The organism is Aeromonas sp. FDAARGOS 1405, assembly GCF_019048265.1.
Lineage (GTDB): Bacteria > Pseudomonadota > Gammaproteobacteria > Enterobacterales > Aeromonadaceae > Aeromonas > Aeromonas veronii_A.
Window position 1 is genome coordinate 1,662,501 of record NZ_CP077311.1, and the last position, 20,448, is coordinate 1,682,948.

23 protein-coding genes, 1 tRNA gene and 2 rRNA genes (1 of these 26 cut by a window edge) are annotated in these 20,448 nt (G+C 58.0%); 13 read left to right on the forward strand and 13 right to left on the reverse strand.

Annotated elements, in window-relative coordinates:
• From I6L35_RS07830 to I6L35_RS07840, 3 genes are all read left to right on the forward strand, one after another.
• Window positions 1-1,391: ribosomal RNA gene (locus tag I6L35_RS07830) — 23S ribosomal RNA — on the forward strand (it extends 1,498 nt beyond the left edge of the window).
• 109 nt (window positions 1,392-1,500) lie between these two features.
• Window positions 1,501-1,615: ribosomal RNA gene (rrf, locus tag I6L35_RS07835) — 5S ribosomal RNA — on the forward strand.
• Between the two features lie 95 nt (window positions 1,616-1,710).
• Window positions 1,711-1,787, forward strand: a tRNA-Asp gene (locus tag I6L35_RS07840).
• A gap of 461 nt (window positions 1,788-2,248) precedes the next feature.
• Here I6L35_RS07840 and I6L35_RS07845 read toward each other — a convergent pair.
• The gene (locus I6L35_RS07845) at window positions 2,249-2,614 is read right to left on the reverse strand and encodes a YijD family membrane protein (protein WP_005341821.1); all 366 of its coding nucleotides are present in this window, start codon (window positions 2,612-2,614) and stop codon (window positions 2,249-2,251) included.
• A gap of 19 nt (window positions 2,615-2,633) precedes the next feature.
• A complete protein-coding gene (fabR, locus tag I6L35_RS07850) occupies window positions 2,634-3,254 on the reverse strand; it encodes an HTH-type transcriptional repressor FabR (RefSeq protein ID WP_005341820.1) in 621 nt (206 codons plus the stop codon).
• A gap of 147 nt (window positions 3,255-3,401) precedes the next feature.
• Here fabR and I6L35_RS07855 point away from each other — a divergent pair, with 147 nt between their 5' ends.
• Complete coding sequence (locus tag I6L35_RS07855) at window positions 3,402-4,532, forward strand: fatty acid desaturase (RefSeq protein WP_216979950.1); 1,131 nt, start codon at window positions 3,402-3,404, stop codon at window positions 4,530-4,532.
• A 66-nt stretch (window positions 4,533-4,598) separates the two neighbouring features.
• Here the strand turns inward: I6L35_RS07855 and I6L35_RS07860 are convergent, their stop codons facing one another.
• A complete protein-coding gene (locus I6L35_RS07860; protein ID WP_216980339.1) occupies window positions 4,599-4,739 on the reverse strand; it encodes a hypothetical protein in 141 nt (46 codons plus the stop codon).
• Between the two features lie 187 nt (window positions 4,740-4,926).
• On the opposite strand from I6L35_RS07860, the gene I6L35_RS07865 reads away from it, so the two are divergent.
• Window positions 4,927-5,553, forward strand: a complete 627-nt coding sequence (locus tag I6L35_RS07865) for a lysoplasmalogenase (RefSeq protein ID WP_194494934.1) — start codon at window positions 4,927-4,929, stop codon at window positions 5,551-5,553.
• Window positions 5,554-5,631: 78 nt separating this feature from the next.
• Here the strand turns inward: I6L35_RS07865 and I6L35_RS07870 are convergent, their stop codons facing one another.
• Together I6L35_RS07870 and I6L35_RS07875 are read right to left on the reverse strand one after the other, a co-directional pair.
• On the reverse strand, window positions 5,632-7,185 hold the full coding sequence (locus I6L35_RS07870) for a DHA2 family efflux MFS transporter permease subunit (RefSeq protein WP_005341814.1): 1,554 nt from the start codon (window positions 7,183-7,185) through the stop codon (window positions 5,632-5,634).
• Window positions 7,185-8,237, reverse strand: a complete 1,053-nt coding sequence (locus I6L35_RS07875) for an HlyD family secretion protein (protein ID WP_216979951.1) — start codon at window positions 8,235-8,237, stop codon at window positions 7,185-7,187. The genes I6L35_RS07870 and I6L35_RS07875 overlap by 1 nt, the downstream gene beginning before the upstream one ends.
• Before the next feature lie 96 nt (window positions 8,238-8,333).
• Between I6L35_RS07875 and I6L35_RS07880 the strand changes: the two genes are divergently transcribed.
• Both I6L35_RS07880 and I6L35_RS07885 read left to right on the forward strand, forming a co-directional pair.
• Window positions 8,334-9,236: a LysR family transcriptional regulator gene (locus I6L35_RS07880; protein ID WP_216979952.1), complete on the forward strand. Its 903-nt coding sequence runs from the start codon at window positions 8,334-8,336 to the stop codon at window positions 9,234-9,236.
• Window positions 9,237-9,245: 9 nt separating this feature from the next.
• Window positions 9,246-9,560: a DUF2007 domain-containing protein gene (locus tag I6L35_RS07885; RefSeq protein ID WP_216979953.1), complete on the forward strand. Its 315-nt coding sequence runs from the start codon at window positions 9,246-9,248 to the stop codon at window positions 9,558-9,560.
• Window positions 9,561-9,567: 7 nt separating this feature from the next.
• Here the strand turns inward: I6L35_RS07885 and I6L35_RS07890 are convergent, their stop codons facing one another.
• Window positions 9,568-10,851, reverse strand: coding sequence for a dicarboxylate/amino acid:cation symporter (locus I6L35_RS07890; protein ID WP_005341810.1), 1,284 nt, complete (start codon window positions 10,849-10,851; stop codon window positions 9,568-9,570).
• 210 nt (window positions 10,852-11,061) lie between these two features.
• Between I6L35_RS07890 and I6L35_RS07895 the strand changes: the two genes are divergently transcribed.
• Window positions 11,062-11,307, forward strand: coding sequence for a YecH family metal-binding protein (locus I6L35_RS07895; RefSeq protein WP_216979954.1), 246 nt, complete (start codon window positions 11,062-11,064; stop codon window positions 11,305-11,307).
• Between the two features lie 99 nt (window positions 11,308-11,406).
• The gene (locus tag I6L35_RS07900) at window positions 11,407-12,006 is read left to right on the forward strand and encodes a YhgN family NAAT transporter (protein ID WP_005341806.1); all 600 of its coding nucleotides are present in this window, start codon (window positions 11,407-11,409) and stop codon (window positions 12,004-12,006) included.
• A gap of 68 nt (window positions 12,007-12,074) precedes the next feature.
• Here the strand turns inward: I6L35_RS07900 and I6L35_RS07905 are convergent, their stop codons facing one another.
• A complete protein-coding gene (locus tag I6L35_RS07905; RefSeq protein WP_216979955.1) occupies window positions 12,075-13,043 on the reverse strand; it encodes a LysR substrate-binding domain-containing protein in 969 nt (322 codons plus the stop codon).
• Between the two features lie 276 nt (window positions 13,044-13,319).
• Here I6L35_RS07905 and tatA point away from each other — a divergent pair, with 276 nt between their 5' ends.
• From tatA to I6L35_RS07920, 3 genes are all read left to right on the forward strand, one after another.
• On the forward strand, window positions 13,320-13,481 hold the full coding sequence (gene tatA / locus I6L35_RS07910) for a twin-arginine translocase TatA/TatE family subunit (RefSeq protein ID WP_005339944.1): 162 nt from the start codon (window positions 13,320-13,322) through the stop codon (window positions 13,479-13,481).
• 16 nt (window positions 13,482-13,497) lie between these two features.
• On the forward strand, window positions 13,498-13,800 hold the full coding sequence (locus I6L35_RS07915) for a YfcZ/YiiS family protein (protein WP_005339945.1): 303 nt from the start codon (window positions 13,498-13,500) through the stop codon (window positions 13,798-13,800).
• Between the two features lie 229 nt (window positions 13,801-14,029).
• Window positions 14,030-15,451: a lytic transglycosylase F gene (locus tag I6L35_RS07920; RefSeq protein ID WP_216979956.1), complete on the forward strand. Its 1,422-nt coding sequence runs from the start codon at window positions 14,030-14,032 to the stop codon at window positions 15,449-15,451.
• Here the strand turns inward: I6L35_RS07920 and I6L35_RS07925 are convergent.
• A complete protein-coding gene (locus tag I6L35_RS07925) occupies window positions 15,429-15,605 on the reverse strand; it encodes a hypothetical protein (RefSeq protein WP_005339947.1) in 177 nt (58 codons plus the stop codon). The two genes, I6L35_RS07920 and I6L35_RS07925, sit on opposite strands and share 23 nt — an antisense overlap.
• Window positions 15,606-15,678: 73 nt before the next feature.
• Between I6L35_RS07925 and I6L35_RS07930 the strand changes: the two genes are divergently transcribed.
• The gene (locus I6L35_RS07930; RefSeq protein WP_216979957.1) at window positions 15,679-16,932 is read left to right on the forward strand and encodes a phosphatidylserine/phosphatidylglycerophosphate/cardiolipin synthase family protein; all 1,254 of its coding nucleotides are present in this window, start codon (window positions 15,679-15,681) and stop codon (window positions 16,930-16,932) included.
• Window positions 16,933-17,510: 578 nt separating this feature from the next.
• Here I6L35_RS07930 and murA read toward each other — a convergent pair.
• Genes murA through mlaD form a run of 5 tightly spaced genes read right to left on the reverse strand, consistent with a single transcriptional unit; the run spans window position 17,511 to window position 20,447 of the window.
• Entirely contained in the window at window positions 17,511-18,767 is a 1,257-nt protein-coding gene (gene murA, locus I6L35_RS07935) for a UDP-N-acetylglucosamine 1-carboxyvinyltransferase (RefSeq protein ID WP_216979958.1), read from the reverse strand.
• Between the two features lie 18 nt (window positions 18,768-18,785).
• Window positions 18,786-19,043, reverse strand: a complete 258-nt coding sequence (ibaG, locus tag I6L35_RS07940) for a BolA family iron metabolism protein IbaG (protein WP_005306001.1) — start codon at window positions 19,041-19,043, stop codon at window positions 18,786-18,788.
• Entirely contained in the window at window positions 19,043-19,315 is a 273-nt protein-coding gene (locus tag I6L35_RS07945; protein ID WP_216979959.1) for a lipid asymmetry maintenance protein MlaB, read from the reverse strand. The genes ibaG and I6L35_RS07945 overlap by 1 nt, the downstream gene beginning before the upstream one ends.
• Window positions 19,312-19,947: a phospholipid-binding protein MlaC gene (gene mlaC / locus I6L35_RS07950; RefSeq protein ID WP_216979960.1), complete on the reverse strand. Its 636-nt coding sequence runs from the start codon at window positions 19,945-19,947 to the stop codon at window positions 19,312-19,314. Before mlaC ends, I6L35_RS07945 begins: the two co-directional genes overlap by 4 nt.
• 2 nt (window positions 19,948-19,949) lie before the next feature.
• Window positions 19,950-20,447 (reverse strand): outer membrane lipid asymmetry maintenance protein MlaD, encoded by a 498-nt coding sequence (gene mlaD / locus I6L35_RS07955; RefSeq protein WP_005341789.1) that lies wholly within the window; start codon window positions 20,445-20,447, stop codon window positions 19,950-19,952.
• Window position 20,448 lies beyond the last annotated feature (1 nt).

Consider the following 20,448-nt stretch of genomic DNA (forward strand, 5'->3'; position numbering starts at 1 on the left):
TGAGACACGAGACGAACGCACTACGGTGCGGAAGCCATTGATGCCCTGCTTCCAGGAAAAGCCTCTAAGCTTCAGATTACAAGTCATCGTACCCCAAACCGACACAGGTGGTCGGGTAGAGAATACCAAGGCGCTTGAGAGAACTCGGGTGAAGGAACTAGGCAAAATAGAACCGTAACTTCGGGAGAAGGTTCGCTCTTGATGGTGAAGTCCCTTGCGGATGGAGCTGTCGGGAGTCGCAGTGACCAGATGGCTGGGACTGTTTATCAAAAACACAGCACTCTGCAAACACGAAAGTGGACGTATAGGGTGTGACACCTGCCCGGTGCCGGAAGGTTAATTGATGGGGTTAGCGCAAGCGAAGCTCTTGATCGAAGCCCCGGTAAACGGCGGCCGTAACTATAACGGTCCTAAGGTAGCGAAATTCCTTGTCGGGTAAGTTCCGACCTGCACGAATGGTGTAACCATGGCCATGCTGTCTCCACCCGAGACTCAGTGAAATCGAATTCGCCGTGAAGATGCGGTGTACCCGCGGCTAGACGGAAAGACCCCGTGAACCTTTACTACAGCTTGGCACTGAACATTGAACCTACATGTGTAGGATAGGTGGGAGGCTTTGAAGGCGTGACGCCAGTTGCGCTGGAGCCGTCCTTGAAATACCACCCTTGTATGTTTGATGTTCTAACGCAGGGCCCTGAATCGGGCTCGCGGACAGTGCCTGGTGGGTAGTTTGACTGGGGCGGTCTCCTCCCAAAGAGTAACGGAGGAGCACGAAGGTTGGCTAATCCTGGTCGGACATCAGGAGGTTAGTGCAATGGCATAAGCCAGCTTAACTGCGAGACGGACAGGTCGAGCAGGTACGAAAGTAGGTCATAGTGATCCGGTGGTTCTGAATGGAAGGGCCATCGCTCAACGGATAAAAGGTACTCCGGGGATAACAGGCTGATACCGCCCAAGAGTTCATATCGACGGCGGTGTTTGGCACCTCGATGTCGGCTCATCACATCCTGGGGCTGAAGTCGGTCCCAAGGGTATGGCTGTTCGCCATTTAAAGTGGTACGCGAGCTGGGTTCAGAACGTCGTGAGACAGTTCGGTCCCTATCTGCCGTGGGCGTTGGATGATTGAAGGGAGTTGCTCCTAGTACGAGAGGACCGGAGTGAACGAACCTCTGGTGTTCGGGTTGTCACGCCAGTGGCACTGCCCGGTAGCTAAGTTCGGAATCGATAACCGCTGAAAGCATCTAAGCGGGAAGCGAGCCCTGAGATGAGTCATCCCTGACCCCTTGAGGGTCCTAAAGGGCCGTTGGAGACCACAACGTTGATAGGCGGGGTGTGTAAGTGCAGCGATGCATTGAGCTAACCCGTACTAATTACCCGTGAGGCTTAACCATACAACACCCAAGAAGTGTTCTAAGGCTTGTAGCAAACCTAAGCGAACTACTAATTCAATGATAATGACTCAGTCGTTATTCACGTCAGCTTTCTGGATTGAAGAATTTGCCTGGCGGCCATAGCGCCGTGGAACCACCTGATCCCATGCCGAACTCAGAAGTGAAACGCGGTAGCGCCGATGGTAGTGTGGCATTCGCCATGCGAGAGTAGGACACTGCCAGGCACCCAATTAAACGGTGATGTGAAAACACATAGCCGGCTGCGAGGATGACACCTCACAAGAAGCGGCAAATGATTTAGCGCAAGCTAACCGAATGCGGAGCGGTAGTTCAGTCGGTTAGAATACCGGCCTGTCACGCCGGGGGTCGCGGGTTCGAGTCCCGTCCGCTCCGCCACTAATTTGAAGGCCTTCCCGATTGGGAAGGCCTTTTTGCTATGAGCGGTTTGCTCATAAGAGCCACAGATTTGCACACCAGAGCCAACACAAGCCCAGTCTGACGACAGGGCTTTGGTGTTTTTAGCGTGTTAGACAGCCAGTGTTAGTGTTTATCTGCAGGAAGAGAACCAGACAGCCTGTTCTTATCACTATTTTCTAGTTATATCAGAGCTTTATCAGCTCAATTTACAGCCATTCGAGTGGTGCTATGGCCAATCAACTCAGGCTTTATCTGCATGCTGGCTACAAGACAGCTCCATATTGCTCCCTCTCCTCTATCTTGGAGGCCAAGCTGCTTGGTGAGGTTGGGAATACCGAGATTGCCGGATTAATCAGGTACCGTTCAAGCAAAGAGGCCTTCCCGTCGGGAAGACCTCTTTGCTTTATCTATCAGCTGATTACCATCACTCGGTCGATTTATCAGGGCTTCTCTTTGTTGCCAATGCTCAGGCCGAGCTTGATGGAGAGGGCTGCCAGTAGCAGCAGCATCATGATCAGGGAGAAGAAGTTGCTGCCAAGCTCCGGGTATTGCACCTTGAGCAGCGCTGAGTGGCCGAAGACACCGATAAAGAAGCAGAGCAGGGTGCAGATGGGGGTGTTGCCCACCATGGGTTCATGGCGATAATGCTGAAAAAGCTGGTAGGCCGCCAGCCAGAGGGCAATCAGCGGGAAGAAGGAGAAAGGCACGACCGAGTTGGTCAGCACGGTCAGAGAGGCATCGCCACAGATGCCTATCAGCATGGCCATGGCGAGCGGTTTTTTGGGGATCATAAGCTGTTCAGACATGTCATTCTCCATCCTGTGGTCATGGGTGGGGTTCACGGCGCTTCTGGTTTTGTACCTCTGCGCCCATGGCTATCATCCGCAGTTGGCGAATAGTTCGGTCGGAGAGCGCCCGGCACTCTTCGCTGGTCATGTCGAGCGCATCGGCACCGGCACTGAAGACGATGGTAACCATGGCTTCTGCCTGGATGTAGGCATCTTCCCGTGGCGCTCTGGTCGTTGCTTCAAGGTAGTCGGTCAGCTCGGCGATAAAGTGCTGGATCTCGCGTGCTACCGCCTGGCGAAACGCGGCCGAGGTGCCTGAACGTTCCCGCAACAGCAGGCGGAAGATATTGGGATTGTTCTCGACGAACTCCATAAAGGTCTGCACCGAGGTGCTGATGACACTGCCACCACCGGCAATGCGCTGTCGTGCCTGGCGCATCAGTTGACGCAGGGTCAGTCCCCCCTCATCAACCAAGGTGAGTCCCAGCTCCTCCATGTCGCGGAAGTGGCGATAGAAGGAGGTGGGAGCGATACCCGCTTCACGGGCAACTTCCCGCAGACTGAGGTTGGAGAAACTTCGGTTGGCGCATAGTTGGCTGAATGCAGCATCAATCAATGTACGCCGTGTTTTTTCTTTTTGTTGAGCGCGAATACCCACGAAATCAGTCACCTTCAGCTTAACGAGGCCAAATGATAACCCGAAGGCGCCTTCGGATCAGGTTTGTATCCTACTTTTTTACCATTGACCATGGCGAAGTTGCCATGGAAAATGGCTAACAGCTGTTCGCTGAAAGGATGCAAGAAGATGGCTAAACCCCCGATTATTATCACCAATACCCTGTTGTTTTCCCTCTCCGGACTGGTCGCACTGGTTGCCGTGCCCTGGTATGGCATGAGCCACGGTTACGACATCTGGCAGTGGGTCACGCTCCTGCTGCTGTTCTGTTTGAGTGGCCTATCCATCACCGCTGGCTATCACCGTCTCTGGTCGCACAAGACTTATAAGGCGCATCCTGCGTTGCAGTGGTTGTTTGCGCTTGGCGGTGCGCTGGCATTGCAGAACTCGGCGTTACACTGGGCTGCCGACCACCGTCGCCATCACCGCCATGTGGATGACAACGATAAGGATCCCTACAGCGTCGGGCGCGGTTTTTGGTACTCCCATATTGGTTGGATGCTACGAGAGTATCAGGGAGATGTGTATGGCGATTACAGCAATGTACGGGACCTGCAGAATAACTCCGTAGTCGCGTTTCAGCATCGCCACTATCTGGTGCTGGTACTGGCGACCAATCTGGGCCTGCCGCTGTTGCTTGGCCTGTGGCACGGGGATCTGCTCGGCATGCTGCTGCTGGCGGGCGTGCTGCGGATGGTGATGACCCACCACACCACCTTCTTTATCAATTCACTGGCACATATTTGGGGCAGTCAGCCTTATACCGACCGTAACACGGCCCGCGACAACGGTATTTTGGCCTTTTTTACCTTTGGTGAGGGGTATCATAATTTTCACCATCTGTTCGAGCATGATTACCGCAATGGCATTCACTGGTGGCAGTTCGATCCGACCAAGTGGTTGATTCGATTTGCCTCCTGGTGTGGCTTGGCGGCAAACCTTCGTTCTGTGCCGGAAGAGCGGATTGAACAGGCAAGGCTGGAGATGCAGTTGAAACGGGCCCAGGCGCAACTCTGCAAGCAGGATGACCGCGAATTGTGGCAGGCACTGTTACAGGAAGAGTATTCAAAGCTGAGCCAGCAGCTGCAGCACTACTACGCCAGTCGCAAACGGCTGCTGGAACAGCGCAAGCGCAAGGCTCTGGCGCGCTATGACCGTCTCAAGCTGCAATTGGAGTACAGAGCCCTGCGGGACAGCTTTATCGCAGGTAAGCGCAGCTGGAGCCGCCTGCTGGCAGGTATCACTACACGGGCTGCCTAGCTGGATGAAAAAGAAGACCGCCGTCAGGTGGTCTTCTTTTGTGTAGCGGAGGCAGCAGGTTGTTTGCTACTCGGGTCGATCCTGTTCTTGTAGCAGGCTCAGGGTTTGCTGCTCCAGTGGGCTCAGTCCCAGCTGTTCACAGGCCTGCTCAAAGCTGATCCCCAGATGGCACATCATGATGTCGATGGCGGGTAGATAGTTTTTCATAGCTTCATCCATGGTGATCCTCCAGACCCGTCACTTATCCCCTGAATCGCTCGGGGCGGCAATTAGACTTTAGGCTTAGTCTGGCTATTTGCTAGGCATCCCTGCCACTGGGAGAGGGAATTTGTTACCCTGCACCATGATAAAAATAGTTGTCGTATGACTGCGAGCAACAGGTGAGGAGCAGGGCATGTTATTGAGTTTCTTGATCATCGCTTCAGGTTGGTGGCACATCCGTGCTGCCTACGGTTCAGACAGCCGCCAGTTCTATATCAGCAAGCCGCTGACCATGCTGTTTATCATCGCCTTGGCATTCGGCTACCAAAGTTATGACCACGACGGTTCTCACGCCTGGATCCTGCTCGGCCTCTGCCTCTCGCTGGCGGGGGATGTGTTGCTGATGCTGCCAAGCGATCGCTTCATTCAGGGATTGGCGGCATTTCTTGTCGCGCATCTCTGCTATATCGTCGGGTTTGCCCAGGGGCCGCTGTTGCTCAATCTGGTGGACGGTTTGCTGCTGTTGCTGATTGCCGGCATGGTATTTGGCCTGCTGTGGAGCAAGCTGGGAGAGATGCGGATCCCGGTCTTCTGCTACATGCTGGTGATCATCGGCATGGCCTGGGTGGCCGCCGGTGCCTGGCACGCCTCTCTTACAGCCGGTTCTGCCGCAGCTCTGGTGGGAGCACTGATGTTCCTCTTCTCCGACAGCATGCTGGCGCTCGATCGCTTCCGCCGCCCCTTTCCCCACGCTCGAGCCTGGGTGATGAGCAGCTACTTCGCCGCGCAATTCCTGATTGCAGGGTCGCTGGCGGGATAACACCACGTGGTTGAGTACAGGTAACAGATAAAGAAAAACGGGTATTCGCCCGTTTTTCGTTTTATGCCCGGCGGTTTTTCACGCCTCTAGCGGTTCGGCATCGGCTGCCCGTGGGACGGGGGATTTGAGCAACAGCATCAGGGCGCTGGCGATCAGCAGGAAGATCCCCATGATGTAGAACACCTGGTTGTAGGCCATGATGGCCGCCTCCCGGTTGATGGTATTGGCCAGCATGGCCCGAGCTTGCTGCTGGGCAATCTCGGGGCCTGAGCCCTGCGCCATCATGCTCTGGGCCAGCTGCAGCAGATAGCTCTGCCCCTCGATACTGCTGGCAGCCAGAGTGCTGCCAATTTGCAGCACATGGGTGCGGGTATCGTTGTCGAGCAGGGTCGCGATGATGGCGATACCGAATGCGCCGCCGAGGTTGCGCAGCACGTTGAGCAGGGTCGAGGAGGAGGGGATTTCGTCGTGGCTCAGGCTGGCGGTAGCGACCAGTGACAGCGGCACCATGATGAAGGGTTGCCCCAGCGCCCGCACGATGAGCGACTGGATCAGCTGTGGCCCGGCGTAGTCGGCACTCATGTTGACGTTCATAAAGCAGCTGACGGCGAAGATCAGGAAGCCGAAGCTCACCAGATAGCGCGGGTCTATCTTGTGGGTCAGTTTGGGCACCAGCGGCAGCACCAGCAGTTGCGGCAGTCCCATCCACATCAGTACCTCGCCGATTTCCAGCGCGTTGTAGTTGTGGATCTGGGTCATGTAGAGCGGCAACACATAGATAGAGCCCATCAACGCCATCCCGAGGATCAGATAGGCGAAGCAGGCCAGCGCGAAGCGCGGGTTGTGCAGCAGCCGCAGATTGACCAGCGGGTGACGGCGGATCAGCTGGCTGATGACGAAGAACACCAGCGCCACCGCCGAGATGACTGCCAGTCGCACGATGAAGCTTGAGCCGAACCAGTCCTCTCGGTTGCCCTCCTCCAGTACCACCTCCAGTAAGCCGAGCCCGAGCGCCATGGTGACGATGCCGATAAGGTCCACCCGCTTAATCACGGCCCAGTCCACCGGTTTTTTATCCAGCCCGTGGGCCAGCATGGCCATCACCAGCAGTCCTGGCGGTACGTTGAGATAGAAGATGTAGTGCCACGACATCTGCTCGGTGAGCCAGCCGCCGAGGGTCGGGCCGATGGCGGGGGCGAAGGTGGCGCAGAGGCCAAACAGGGCCATGCCGGTGGCCCGCTTCTGCAGCGGCAGCAGGGTGACGATAAGGGAAAAGGCCATCGGGATAAGTGCCCCGCCGGTGAAGCCCTGCAGCGCCCGGAAGACGATCATGCTGGTGAGGTTCCAGCTGAACGAGCAGAGCACGGAGGCAGCGATAAAGGCGCCGGTGGTCCAGAGCAGGTAGCGGCGCACGCTCAGCCCTCGGCTCAGCCAGCCGCTCAGGGGGATGGCGATCATCTCCGCCACCAGATAGGAGGTGGAGATCCAGGAGCTTTCGCTCAGGGTGGCCGACAGCGCCCCCTGAATATCCTTCAGGGAGGCATTAGTGATCTGGATATCGAGGATGGCCATGAAGGCGCCGATAAGCCCCCCCATGACCGCGATCCAGTTGCGACGTGGAATGGGTTCCATCAGTTGGCGGCAACCACGGGATCAGGCGTGCGGGTATCCACGATCACTTCGGTAGAGAGACCCGGCAGCAGCTTGCCTGCCAGCAGGCCCGGCTGGGGGATGCGGATCTTGACCGGTACCCGCTGCACGATTTTGGTGAAGTTGCCGGTGGCATTCTCCGGCGGCAGCAGGGCGAACTTGGCACCGGTGGCCGGGGCTAGGCTGTCGATGATCCCCTCGACCGGTTGATCCGGGTAGGCATCCAGCACCACTTTTACTTTTTGGCCTCGCTGCATATGGGCGAGCTGGGTCTCCTTGAAGTTGGCCTCGACCCACACCTGCTGCAGCGGCACCAGACTGGCGACCTGCATGCCGGACTGGACGTAGAGCCCTTCCCGCAGACTGCGCTTGCCGATGATGCCATCGGCCGGTGCTCGCAGCTCGGTATAACCTAACTCCAGCTTGGCCTGCTCCAGTTGTGCTTCGCTCAATGCCAGCTTGGCCAGGTTCTGTTTGCGCTCGGCATCCAGTACCAGCAGTCGCTCACGGGCCGCCTGCAGGGCGGCTTTGGCCTCTTCGGCCTGCGCCCTCGCCACCTGAAGGGAGGCGTTCACCTCATCAAGGCTATCTTGCGAGCTGTAGTGGCGCTGGTTGAGCTGACTGATCCTGTTGACCTGCTGGCTGGCGCGCAGCTGTTCGGCATTGGCCGAGGCGACCTTGGCCTCGGCCTGCTGGATCAGGCTCCGTTGTTGGGTGCGGGTGGCGGCCAGATTTTCGGCCGTCGCCTGATTGAGGCGCAGGTCGGCTTCTGCTTCCGCAACCCTGGTTTTGTATTCGCGATCATCGAGACGGGCGATCAACTGACCCGCTTTGACCGGCTGGTTATCGGTGATCAGCACTTCGCGGATATAGCCGGGCAACTTGGAGCTGATCCCGGTCACTTCACTCTGCAGGTAGGCGTTGTCGGTACTTTCAAAATAGCGGCCGTGAAGATACCAGTAACCGGCGAACAGCAGACCGAGCAGCGCCAATATCATGGCTGCCAGCAGGGGAATTTTTTTGTGTTGACTCATTTTTGTGATTCCTGAACTTAAGGGGCGCAGGCTAACACTGGTCAACTGTTTCGATTAGTATGAGATATCGAGATATATAGTTTCACTGGTGCAACAATGGACCTCAATGCCGCGTTAATTCTGGTTCGTATCGTCGATAAGGGCTCATTTACGGGAGCCGCCCGAGAGCTGGGAATGACCAAGGCGATGGTCAGCCGCCGTATCGCCGAGTTGGAACAGCGGCTCGGGGTTCGCCTGCTCTACCGTTCCACACGTCAGCTCACCTTGACCGAGGAGGGGGAGAAGTACTACCTGCACTGCAGCAAGGCCGTCGATGCCCTGACCGAAGCCGAGCTGATGCTGAGCGCCAGCCAGCAGGAGGTGACTGGCACCTTGAAGCTGGCGGTACCCATCGAGACGGGTCAGCTGGTGATCGGGCGGATCGTCGCCAAGTTTTTGCAACGCTATCCCACCCTGCAGGTGGAACTGGAACTGACCAACCGGGTAGTGGATCCCATCAGCGAAGGTCTGGATGCCGTGGTGCGGATAGGTGACATGAGTGACTCCAATCTGGCGGCTCGCCGACTCTGGAGCACTGGGCGGTTGCTCTGTGCCAGCTCGGACTATCTGGCGCGCAGCTCGGCCATCACGCGACCGGAAGATCTGGCAAACCATGAGCGGGTGACGGTGAGCAGCGGATTTCTCGCCTCTCACTGGTGCTTCGAGCGAGATGGCAGAGAGGTACTGGTTGACCCCCCATCCCGTTTTCGGGTCAATAATATTACCTGTGCCCGAGAGGCGGCGAAGGCGGGGCTGGGGTTGGCCTCGCTACCCGCTATGCTCTGTCAGGAGGAGTTGGCCAGCGGTGAACTGGTGACCCTGCTGTCCGAGTGGCAGCAACCCAGAGTCCCTATCTATCTTTTGTTTCCGGAGCGGCAACTGATGCCGCGCAAGTTGCGGGCATTCATCGATTTCATGATTGAGAACGGCGCCGAGTTTGGCATCGACAAGCTGTTATAAGGGGGAGCTATGGATAACTGGATCAATCTCTATCGCGCCTCTCATACCCTGGAGGCACACGCCCTGAAAGGGGCGCTGGAGGTCGAAGGGGTGGCGGTGCGTCTCAATGGCGATGGCCTGTCAGGCGCTTTTGGCGATCTGCCCGTTGACCTGCTGCAGGTGACCTTGATGGTCAGGGCCGAAGAGCGCAGCAGAGCAGGGCGGGTTATCGAGCGTTACCAGCAGCGGCAAGGTAATGGCTGGCTGTGCGGTCAGTGCGGGGAGGAGAACGGCGCCAACTTCGAAGTGTGTTGGCGCTGTCATCACGATCCCCACGACAGCTAATCTTATGCTAGCGTGGTGGAAACTCGATATCTTCCCCCGCGCTGGCATCGTGATAGGTCGCCAGATCCAGCTCGTTCTCACTGCGGGCGATCAGCACCGACACCAAAATATCCCCCGATACATTGACCGTGGTGCGCGCCATGTCGAGGAGCCGGTCAATACCAGCAATTAGTGCAACCCCTTCCAGTGGCAGTCCGACAGCCGTCAGTGTCAGGGTCAACAGCATTAACCCGGTGCCTGGCGTGCCGGCGGTGCCGATACTGGCCAGGGTGGCGATGCTGATGATGGTCAGGTAATCGACCATGTGCAGATCCACCCCGAATGCCTGAGCCACGAACAGTGCAGTGACTCCCTGATAGAGGGCCGTGCCATCCATGTTGATGGTGGCGCCGATGGGCAGCACTTTGGCGGTGATGGCGGGTGAGACCCCCAGCCGCTTCTCGGCGCAGGCCAGACTGATGGGCAGGGTAGAGCTGCTGGAGCTGCTGGTGAAAGCCACCGCCTGGGCATCGACGATACTCTTGAAGTAGTGCAAGGGATTGAGCCGCGCCAGCAGGAGTAGCAGGCTGCTGTAGACTCCGAGCACGTGCAGCAGACAACCCAGGTAGACGGCACCGATCACCTTGAGCAGCGGTAACAGCAGGTCGAGACCGTATTTACAGGTCATCCAGGCCATCAGAGCGCAGACTCCATAGGGGGCTAGCGCCATCACCATCTGGGTCAACTTGAACATCCCTTCGGCCAATGAGGTGAAGAAGAGGATGGCTGGCCGGCCGCGGCGTCCACTGGCGTTAAGGGCCACTGCCAGCGCGACTGCAAAGACGATCACCTGTAGAATCTTGCCATCCACCATTGCCTGTACCGGGTTACTCGGCACCAGTTGATTCAGCACACTCGCCAGGGCTGGTTGGGCTTCTCCTCCCAGTCGCTGATGTGGGCCCATATTGGCGCCCATGCCGGGCTCCAGTAGCCAGCCCATCATCAGGCCGATGCAGATGGCGATGGCGGTCGAGCAGAAGTAGAGGCAGATCGCCTTGCTGCCGATGCGATCCAGTCCCTTGCCCTTGAGTAGAGAAGTGAGACCGGCGATGACCGAGCAGAAGATAAGAGGAACCATCAGCATCTGGATGGTATTGACGAACAAGACCCCAAGGGGTTTGAGTAGCAGAGCCTGCTCTTCAAAGCCGACGCCCAGGCCGACGCCAATCAGCATGCCGATCAGGGTCTTGAGCCAGAGTGGGCGGCGGGTCCAGATCTGCCAGGGCTTGAGAGCCTCTCCATGGAACAGCATGACGCCAATATCCTTATAAATTGTCTGCGATGGCGAAAAAGGGGCGTCAGTGTAGCGATCCCTGACGCGGGTTGCCACATTATCGACAAAGCGGCGGCGCTGACCACTCCTCCGGCCAGGTAATGCACAATTTATTGGTTTATATCAAGATCCCTACGGGCAGGGCGATATTTAATTGGTATTAAATATGTTTATTTATGAGGCTTGAAAATGTCGCAATCGATACATGGTCATGAAGTGATGGAGATGATGCTGGTACAGGGGGGGCAATTTACCCCTGCCAGCCTGAAACAGGCGATGGCCGAAAGGTTCGGTGCCGAAGCTCGCTTCCATACCTGTAGTGCTCGAGAGATGGATGCAGAGGCTCTGATTGATTTTTTGGCGGCCCGCGGCAAATTCATCGATTCGGCAGAGGGCTTCCAGACCCGCGCCGACAAGATCTGCAACCACGGTTAACCCCGCTGCGAGCGCATCATGGCGCTCGCTCAATTCTTCACCCTTTGCTATATTTCGCCCCTTGTCTTTTCTCTGTTCAAGGCGTAGTCCGGGCGTTGTATGGATACTTTCTCTGCCGCAGTCATGCTGTTTCTGATCATGGACCCGCTGGGCAACTTGCCGGTCTTCCTCTCCATCTTGCGTCATATCGATCCCAAGCGACGCCGCAAGGTGATGGTGCGCGAACTGCTCTTCTCGCTGGCTATCATGATGCTCTTTCTGTTTGTCGGTCAGCAGATCCTCGGTTTCCTCAATCTGCGGCAGGAGGCGGTCAGCATCGCAGGCGGCATTATCCTGTTCCTGATCGCCATCAAGATGATCTTCCCGAGTGAGGGGGGCGTGACCGGGCTGGCGGCGGGTGAGGAGCCCTTCCTGGTACCGATGGCGATTCCGATGATCGCTGGCCCTTCGATCCTGGCCTCTTTGATGTTGCTGGCCAATCAGGAGCCAGCCCGAATGGTGGACTGGTCGCTGGCACTCTTTCTGGCCTGGGCTGCCAGCGCGGTGATCCTGATGTTCTACGAGGTATTCAACAAGCTGCTGGGTGAGCGGGGACTTACTGCGGTGGAACGGCTGATGGGCATGCTGCTGGTGATGATCTCGGTGCAGATGTTGCTGGATGGTGTACATCATTATCTGGCGGTGACGGGCCAGAACTGACTGTCCGGCACGATGGAACGGGGCTCTTATCGAGCCCCTTTTGCTATCTGACTTTCAGCAATGATTAGTCAGGAGTGCCCGATGACGGAGGATTCCAGTTTGTTCATGATGAGCGAGAGGAGGGTCTCCCGTAGCCAGCGGTGGCCAGGATCTTCACTGTGGCGCTGATGCCATATCAGCAGGTGGGAAATGCTGTCCAGTTCGATGGGAAGAGGGAGCTGCAACAGCGGGTAGACCTGAGTAGCATGGCGCGCGTAGAGCTTGGAGAGGGTCACAATCATGTCGGAGTGCATCCCCATCCGCAGCGCTGCCTCGAAGGAGGGCACGGTGGCCTCGATGCGTCGGTAGAGATCCTGTTCCGCCAGCTTGTGGTCCAGCATCCAGCGATCCCGTCCCTCGCAGTAGGTCTGAACATGGGGATAGCTGAGGTAGCGATCGAGATCCCACTCCTGCTCCCGCAACGCCGGATGATGCTGTTGCACCAGACAGGTGAGATCGTCTATAGCCAGTAGTCGCTGACAGATGCTACCGGGCAGGGTGTCGAGCCGATAATCGGAGTTGATGCAGTTTTCCCGCACCGCGAAGGCGATATCCACTTGCCCCTGGCTCATCTCGGTCAGACTGTTCTCGGTCCACTCTTCGTAACGCAGCCGGATCCGCGGCGCTTGCCGTTTCAGCTCGCTCAGGTAGAGCGGCGCAAACAGGGTAAATGCGCTGTCCATGCTGGCGATGACGAACTCTCGCTCCGAGCTGGCGGGGTCGAACTCGGGCGGCTGGATCAGGTTGTCCAGCGACAGCAGGATGGGTTGCAACTGCTGTTGCAGCGCAAGGGCACGGCCGGTGGGTTCCAGCCCGTAGGCAGAGCGGATGAAGAGGGGATCGTTGAAGGTATCGCGCAGACGGCCGAGGGCTTTGCTGACTGCTGACTGGCTCAGGTGAAGGCGGCGTGCTGCCTTGCTGCCGTTGCGCTCCTCCAGCAGCACCTGCAGGATAATAAGCAGATTAAGATCAATACGACCTAGTTGTTCCAGCAGCATGATATGAATCCTCTTCAATTCTAAGATGAATTTATACCATTTGTTTTCATATCTTGGCGATCTTATCCTCGAATGGTCTCAGGTTCGCATGAACCACTGGTACAGGATGTAGCGGTTGAGGGGACATGTAGCACAATCAATATGGCGACCTCAGGGTCGCCCTATTTTTTGGCTATGATTTATTTGCTCACTTGCACCTGCCTTGATTTTGCCCAACAATCCCTGCGCTCTATTTTGATACAAGTAACAGATATCTCTTTGTGAGGGAGTATCCCTATGGGACTCGGTGGAATTCATATCTGGCATATGTTGATCCTCTTGCTGGTCGTTGTGCTGGTCTTCGGCAGCAAGCGTCTTGCTAGTGCAGGTGAGGATCTGGGTACCGCCATCAAAGATTTTCGCAAGGCGATGCGTGACGACGCAAATCATCCGAAATAAGCAGTAGGAGTAGAACATGTCTGTAGACGAGAAAGTTGAACTGAACGAAACCTGTGACAGCTGCGGCTGCTTTGCCGAGATCGGCACCATCATCGGCGAAGGCGACGATGTGATGGATCTGGTTATTGAAGCCGCTGCCGAGGCTGATGCCCGCGCCAAGCTGGCTGCCTATGAAGCACTGGCCAAACAGGTCACTGCCGAAGCTCAAGTTAGCAGCGAACTGACCCAGGGCGCCAACGGCGTGATCCTGAAAGCCCGCCTGCAATTCACCTGCACTGCCGAAAAACTGATTTTCGAAATGCGGGCCCGCTCTATCTGAGTGGTCTGATAACGCGGCAGGTTTGCCTGCCGTGTTGACCCTTCTGCTGTGGGTCGGCGTTCTATAGTTACTCTATCCCACAGACGTTTTTGCCCGGCGCGAGTCGGCCAACAGAAGGCGTAAACATCATGACGCAGCGATGGATCTCTGCCCCCAATCCCACTCTCTATCGTGATCCGTGCTGCCAACAGGCAGCAGGCGTGACCTCAGCACAGGGGCAGCCATCGTGATGCGACGCTGGATCTGGGCTCTGCTGGCCCTCTGCTGTTTTCCCCTGCTGGCGGCTGAGCTCAAGCCGGTGCGTTTGCCCCAACCCGGGGACCTCGAAAGCATTCTGCAAAAGCGCGAACTCAGGGCTCTGGTGGTCTATGAGCGTGGTTTCTATTTTCTCGATCGCGGCTCCCAGTACGGCATTCTGGTCAATCAGCTGCAAGGATTCGAGCGCTGGCTGAACAACATCTATCTTGCCAAAGAGAAGGTCAAACTCAAGGTGGTCTACATCCCGGTGCGCCAGGACAAGCTGCTGGACTATCTGGCCGAGGGGCGCGGCGATCTGGTGGCGGCGACCATGACGGTGACCCCGACCCGGCGTGAACAGGTGGCCTTCTCCCGGCCGCTCATCTCCTCCATCGAGGAGTGGGTGGTGAGCCAGAACAGCTTGCCCGCCTTCAACCGCATTACCCAGCTCTCCGGCAGGCGGGTCTGGGTGCGCGCCAGCTCCAGCTACTACGAGAGTTTGCGCCAGCTCAACTGGTTGTTTCGCGAGCTGGGGTTGCCCCCCGTCTATATCGAAACGGTGCCCGAATACCTGCAGGATGGCGATCTGCTGGAGATGGTGGCCGCCGGCATTATTCCCCTGACTGTGACTGACAGCTACAAGGGACGGATCTGGCTGGGTGGCATGATCTCCGGCCTCAAGGCTCACAAGTTGATCCCCCTGCGCAGCAACGGCACCAGTGCCTGGGCGCTGCGCAAGAACAGCCCCGAGCTGCTCAAGGCGGTCAATGGCTATCTGGCGAGTGTCAGCCGCAACAGCCTCTACAGCGACATGACCCTGCGCCGCTTGCTGGCTCGCAGCGATCAGATGAGCAATATCTTGGCGCCGGATCCTATGGGGCGCCTCGCGACCATTCGCAAGGTGCTGGAGAAGTACGCCAATCAATACGATCTCGACTGGCTGATGCTGGCGGCGCTTGGCTACAAGGAGTCCGGCCTCAATCCCAAGGCGCGCTCGCCCAAGGGGGCCGTGGGCCTTATGCAACTGCTGCCCAGTACGGGGCGGGAAGTCGGCATCAACGGCGCCAGACTCACCACGCTGGAGGGAAATGTGGAGGCCGCCTGCCGCTACATGCGGTTGATCCTCGATACCTACTTCAATGATCCCAAGCTGGATCGGCTCAACCGCCACCTGTTTGCCCTCGCCGCCTACAACGCCGGACCGAACCGGGTGCAGGCGCTGCGAGGCAAGGCGGAGAAACTGGGGCTCGATCCCAACGTCTGGTTCGGCAACGTGGATCAGCTGGTAGCCAACGAAGTCGGACAGGGGCCGATCAACTATGTCGGCACCATCTACAAGTACTACGTGGCCTATCGTTTCAGCCTGCCCCAGATCGAGGGCAAGGCTGCCGCTATCGAAGCGGCTCAGCCCTGAGCCGGTTGACCGGCAGGGTCGCCTGCACGGTCGGCAATTGCCAGCCACCGTCCCTGTGTTGCAAAAACCAGTGAGCAGGGCCGGTGGCCGGGATGAGATCTGGCTGGCTGAGCTGGCCCAGATAGCGCAACATCGGGGTATCATGCAGTTCCATCAGCAACTCCTTTTGAATATGTGAAGAGGCTCGCCAGCGTTATGACACCCGGCCATGACAGCAGGATGACACCATGATCTCCGGATCCTTTGCCCTGATCGACGATCCCCTGCTGGCGCTCAAGGTGCGTTGCCACTGGATCCGCCATGCCCGCGAGCGGATCCAGGCGCAGTACTACAGCTGGGAGGAGGACAGCTGCGGCAAGCTGCTGCTGAGCGAGCTGCTTCACGCCGCCCGGCGCGGCGTCAAGGTGCAGCTGCTGGTGGATGATCTCTATGCCGGTGACAACCGCTTTCTGGAGATGGTGGCTCACTACCCCGGGATCGAGGTGCGGCTGTTCAACCCCTTCTGGCTGCGGGGCTGGCGCCCGCTGGCACTGCTGCTGGAGGGGCTGCTCAGCTTTCGCCGCATCAACCACCGGATGCATAACAAACTGCTGCTGGTGGATGGCAAGCTGGCGCTGATCGGCGGGCGCAACATCGGCGATCGCTACTTCGGTCTGGATCCGCAAGCCCCCTTCGTGGATCTCGATCTCGCCTGTCAGGGGGGGCTGTGCCAGCAGATGGCGCAGGGGTTCGAGCAGTTCTGGCACAGCCGCTGGAGTCACCCCATCCGCCATCTGCTGCGCCGCGAGTTGCTGCCCGCCGAAATAGAGGTGGTCAACGACTTCCTGTTCACCATGACGGATCCGGCGGTGGCGACGGTCTACGATCTGCCTGCGGCGCTGTTTGACGAGAGCGATGTGCCGCTGCAGTGGCATGAAGGGCGGGCCGAGGTGTGGTTCGACCGTCCCGGCAAGGGGCTGATCTCCCGTCCCACCACCGCCCGTCAGCTCTGGCGCCAGCTGGCTGACAATCCCGGCTCGCTGGGGTTGGTGACCCCTTACCTCATCCTGACCCGCGGGTTTCGGCACCGTCTGGCGCGGCTGCGCCAGCAGGGGGTCGCCATCGACATTCTCACCAACTCGCTGGCCAGCACCGATGTGCCGCTGGTCTATGGCGCCTATCAGCGCTATCTCGGCTGGTTGCTGCGGCGCGGGATCCGGGTCGCCGAGTTTGACCACGGCCACGGCAGCCTGCACGCCAAGCTGATCCTGCTGGGGAAGGATCGAGCGCTTTTTGGCAGCCTCAACCTCGATCCCCGCTCGCTGTTTCTCAATACCGAGCTGATGCTGCATCTGCACTGCCCGCCGATCTGCGAGGCGCTGCGAATGTGGCTGGCTCGCTGGCAGGAGCAGGCGGGTGGATTGCCGCGCAAACCCGAGGGGTGGTCAAGGCGACTGATAGCCCGCCTGAGCGACTGGTTGCCACTGCGGCGTTGGCTGTGAGGCGGCCATTTTTTGTGCGAGATCTCGCAAAGCCTTGTAAGCCATTGCTGATGACTCTTGCGGGTGAATAACCACGCATGAATATATCTTACTGTTTTATAACAATTTAGTGGTGATGATAAGGCTGTTTTTTGTACTCTGATGTGAATGGAATTAGCATAAAAACGTTTTTTATTTTGTTTTTATGCGTAATATTTCAGTTGCAAGGACAAACACGGCGGCTTGTCTGCCGTGTGGACGAAGGTTGTAACGGGTAGCTGGTCGGTTGCATTGCTGCAATTGGCGCGCACTTCAGATGGGTCGCGAACTATCGGAAAGTGAAACAGAAGCTCGGCGTGGCCGGACTCCAATATGGAACATGCTATTTGCGAGGGGGTGACATGGACATGTCACCCCACTTTTTTGGTTCTTTGGCGAGTCTCGAGCCAATGAACGTTGGCCGCTAGGGGGCTGGTAAATAGCCTGACACGATATGGACCACTCTCGACCGCATTGAATCTCGGCAGCCCAGGTTAATGTAAAAAGGCCCCCTTGCATTAGCGAGGGGGCCTTTTTATCGGCCAGCGATCAGGGAAATATCAGCCCTTGATGCGCTCGATGCGGCCACCCAGACCCTGCAGCTTCTGCTCGATGTTCTCGTAGCCACGGTCGATGTGGTAGATGCGGTCGACGATGGTGGAGCCTTCGGCGACGAAGCCGGCTAGCACCAGGCTGGCAGAGGCGCGCAGATCGGTCGCCATCACCTGAGCCCCCTTGAGCTGAGCAGTGTCGCGGCAGATGGCCACATTACCCTGCAACTCGATGTCTGCGCCCATCCGTACCAGCTCGGGAACGTGCATGAAGCGGTTCTCGAAGATGGTTTCGGTGATCATGCCGGTACCTTGTGCCACCGCGTTCAGTACGGTGAACTGTGCCTGCATGTCGGTCGGGAAGGCCGGGTAGGGGGCGGTCTTGATGGTGACCGGCTTGAGGGTGCGGCCAGTCATGTCGAGGGTGATCCAGTCTTCACCCTTCTCAATCAGTGCGCCAGCCTCTTCCAGCTTGACCAGTACCGCTTCCAGCAGGGTCGGGTCGGTCTTGCGGCAGGTGATCTTGCCGCCGGTGACCGCCGCGCCCACCAGGAAGGTTCCGGTTTCGATGCGGTCAGGCTGCACGCTGTAGTTGCCGCCGTGCAGGCGCTCGACACCATCGATGGTCAGGGTGTCGGTACCCGCCCCCTGGATCTTGGCACCCAGGGTATTGAGGAAGTTGGCCAGATCGACCACTTCCGGCTCGCGCGCGGCGTTTTCGATCACGGTGCGGCCATCAGCCAGGGTCGCAGCCATCATCAGGTTTTCGGTACCGGTCACGGAGACCATATCCATCAGGATGTGAGCGCCTTTCAGGCGGCCATCGACACGGGCCTTGATGTAACCATCTTCGATGGTGATCTTGGCACCCATCAGCTGCAGGCCGTGGACGTGCAGGTTGACCGGACGGGCACCGATGGCGCAACCGCCGGGCAGGGAGACATCAGCGGCGCCGAAACGGGCAGCCAGCGGGCCCAGCGCCAGAATGGAGGCGCGCATGGTCTTCACCAGCTCGTAGGGGGCGACGTGGTTGTTGACCGCACCGGTCAGCACGGTGACGTTGCCGTTGACTTTGGTGGTGGCGCCCAGCATCTCCAGCAGCTTGATGGTGGTGCCCACATCTTTCAGGCGCGGCACGTTGGAGAGGTGTACCTCTTCATCACACAGCAGGGTCGCGAACAGGATCGGCAGGGCTGCGTTTTTGGCGCCAGAGATGGTCACTTCGCCGTTGAGAGTACAACGACCATCGATTTTGAATTTGTCCATTTTTACTTCGTTACCAAATCAGGAGGGCAATAGGAATTTACGTTCGCGTTTCCACTCGGCGTCGGTGAACGCCTTGATGGAGAGGGCATGGATGGCGTTGCTGGCGATCTTGTCCATCAGCGGGGCATAGATGGCCTGCTGCTTCTTGACCCGGCTCATGCCGTCAAACATGTCACCGACGGCGATCACTTGGTAGTGACTACCGTCCCCTTTGACATGGACTTCGGACAATGGTAGAGCCTCAAGGAGTATCGCTTCAATTTCAGAGACTTGCATTATGCGTCCTCAGTTGTGAGCGGGGTTGACTGAAACAGCCCGGCCACCCCGTAGAGGTTGGCCAGGGTATAGAAATCACTGGAGGCGCCCACCAGTAGCGGTGTGGCGCCTCGCGCTAATACGGCTTTGGCCCATTTGACCAGCAGGGCCAGTCCGGCAGAGTCGAGGGTGGCGACGCCGCTGAGCTCGAGCTGGTCGTCCTGCCACCATTCGGCGCGGCGTTGCCACAGGTCATTGACCTGTGGCGCCTGCAGATCACCGCTCAGGATCATTTCTTGAGTACCAGCGGCTTGGCATTGTGTTCGTTGAGCTGCTTGATCACGGCATCGATGCCATTCTGGCGGATGAGGCCGCCCAGCTCGCTCTGCTTGGCGGAGAGCAGGCTGATCCCCTCTGCCACCATGTCGAAGGCTTTCCACTCACCGGTCTTGTTGTTCTTGCGCAGCTTGAACTCGAGGAAGATGTCCGGCTTGCCGGCCTCTTTCACGCTGACATTGACTGCGGTGATGTTGCTTGTGCCCGGTGCCTTGCCCGGCTCGACCTTGACGGTCTGCTTGTCGAAGTGGGCCAGCGCGTCGGCGTAGGAGCTCACCATGTACTCGGTAAAGGCGGCGACGAAGGCGTCACGTTGGGCCGGAGTGGTCTCCTTGATCTGGTTGCCCAGCACCTTGTATGCAGCGAAGCGGTTGTCCACATAGGGCAGCAGCTCTTCGCGGATGATCACCCGCAGGTGATCCGGATTGCTCTTCACCTGGGCCTGATCGGCCTTCAGGCGGGCAAAGGTCTGCTTGGCAGCCTGATCAACCAGCGCGTTAGGGTCGGTGGCATCGACTGCGGCCTGGGCAGACAGGGAAAAGAGCATGCTGGTCATCAGACCCAGCAGCAGGGCGATTTTCTTGAACATGGTTACTCCTTCTTGCTGTCTGATTTGCTGTCGGAGGATTGGCTGTAGAGGAACTTGCCAATCAGATCTTCCAGCACGATGGCGGATTTGGTGTCTTCAATCAGGTCGCCATCCTTGAGCATCTCGGTGCCCATCTCCTCATCGCTGAAACCGGGGGCCAGACCGATGTACTGCTCGCCGAGCAGACCGGAGGTGAGGATGGAGAGGGTGCTGGTATCGGCGAACTCGCCAGCGCTCTTTTGCATCATCAGGGTCACTTCAGGCACCTGGGTTTTCGGGTCCAGTACGATATCGCTGACCCGACCGACCACCACGCCGCCGACCTTGACCGGCGAACGGACTTTCAGGCCGCCGATATTATCGAAATGCGCGCGCAGGGTATAGGTTTCTCCTTCCGGTTTGAAGCTCAAACCGGCCACTTGCAGGGCCAGTGCCAGAATGGCACCGATGCCAGCCAGCATGAAGGTGCCGACCAGGAATTCTACTTTGCTGAACTTCATC

Coding starts and splice junctions, on each gene's coding strand:
- I6L35_RS07845 (WP_005341821.1), bottom strand. CDS start 2,614: ATGTCTGAACAGCTTATGATCCCCAAAAAACCGCTCGCCATGGCCATG.
- I6L35_RS07855 (WP_216979950.1), top strand. CDS start 3,402: ATGGCTAAACCCCCGATTATTATCACCAATACCCTGTTGTTTTCCCTC.
- I6L35_RS07860 (WP_216980339.1), bottom strand. CDS start 4,739: ATGAAAAACTATCTACCCGCCATCGACATCATGATGTGCCATCTGGGG.
- I6L35_RS07865 (WP_194494934.1), top strand. CDS start 4,927: ATGTTATTGAGTTTCTTGATCATCGCTTCAGGTTGGTGGCACATCCGT.
- I6L35_RS07870 (WP_005341814.1), bottom strand. CDS start 7,185: ATGGAACCCATTCCACGTCGCAACTGGATCGCGGTCATGGGGGGGCTT.
- I6L35_RS07875 (WP_216979951.1), bottom strand. CDS start 8,237: ATGAGTCAACACAAAAAAATTCCCCTGCTGGCAGCCATGATATTGGCG.
- I6L35_RS07880 (WP_216979952.1), top strand. CDS start 8,334: ATGGACCTCAATGCCGCGTTAATTCTGGTTCGTATCGTCGATAAGGGC.
- I6L35_RS07885 (WP_216979953.1), top strand. CDS start 9,246: ATGGATAACTGGATCAATCTCTATCGCGCCTCTCATACCCTGGAGGCA.
- I6L35_RS07890 (WP_005341810.1), bottom strand. CDS start 10,851: ATGCTGTTCCATGGAGAGGCTCTCAAGCCCTGGCAGATCTGGACCCGC.
- I6L35_RS07895 (WP_216979954.1), top strand. CDS start 11,062: ATGTCGCAATCGATACATGGTCATGAAGTGATGGAGATGATGCTGGTA.
- I6L35_RS07900 (WP_005341806.1), top strand. CDS start 11,407: ATGGATACTTTCTCTGCCGCAGTCATGCTGTTTCTGATCATGGACCCG.
- I6L35_RS07905 (WP_216979955.1), bottom strand. CDS start 13,043: ATGCTGCTGGAACAACTAGGTCGTATTGATCTTAATCTGCTTATTATC.
- tatA (WP_005339944.1), top strand. CDS start 13,320: ATGGGACTCGGTGGAATTCATATCTGGCATATGTTGATCCTCTTGCTG.
- I6L35_RS07915 (WP_005339945.1), top strand. CDS start 13,498: ATGTCTGTAGACGAGAAAGTTGAACTGAACGAAACCTGTGACAGCTGC.
- I6L35_RS07920 (WP_216979956.1), top strand. CDS start 14,030: ATGCGACGCTGGATCTGGGCTCTGCTGGCCCTCTGCTGTTTTCCCCTG.
- I6L35_RS07925 (WP_005339947.1), bottom strand. CDS start 15,605: ATGGAACTGCATGATACCCCGATGTTGCGCTATCTGGGCCAGCTCAGC.
- I6L35_RS07930 (WP_216979957.1), top strand. CDS start 15,679: ATGATCTCCGGATCCTTTGCCCTGATCGACGATCCCCTGCTGGCGCTC.
- murA (WP_216979958.1), bottom strand. CDS start 18,767: ATGGACAAATTCAAAATCGATGGTCGTTGTACTCTCAACGGCGAAGTG.
- ibaG (WP_005306001.1), bottom strand. CDS start 19,043: ATGCAAGTCTCTGAAATTGAAGCGATACTCCTTGAGGCTCTACCATTG.
- I6L35_RS07945 (WP_216979959.1), bottom strand. CDS start 19,315: ATGATCCTGAGCGGTGATCTGCAGGCGCCACAGGTCAATGACCTGTGG.
- mlaC (WP_216979960.1), bottom strand. CDS start 19,947: ATGTTCAAGAAAATCGCCCTGCTGCTGGGTCTGATGACCAGCATGCTC.
- mlaD (WP_005341789.1), bottom strand. CDS start 20,447: ATGAAGTTCAGCAAAGTAGAATTCCTGGTCGGCACCTTCATGCTGGCT.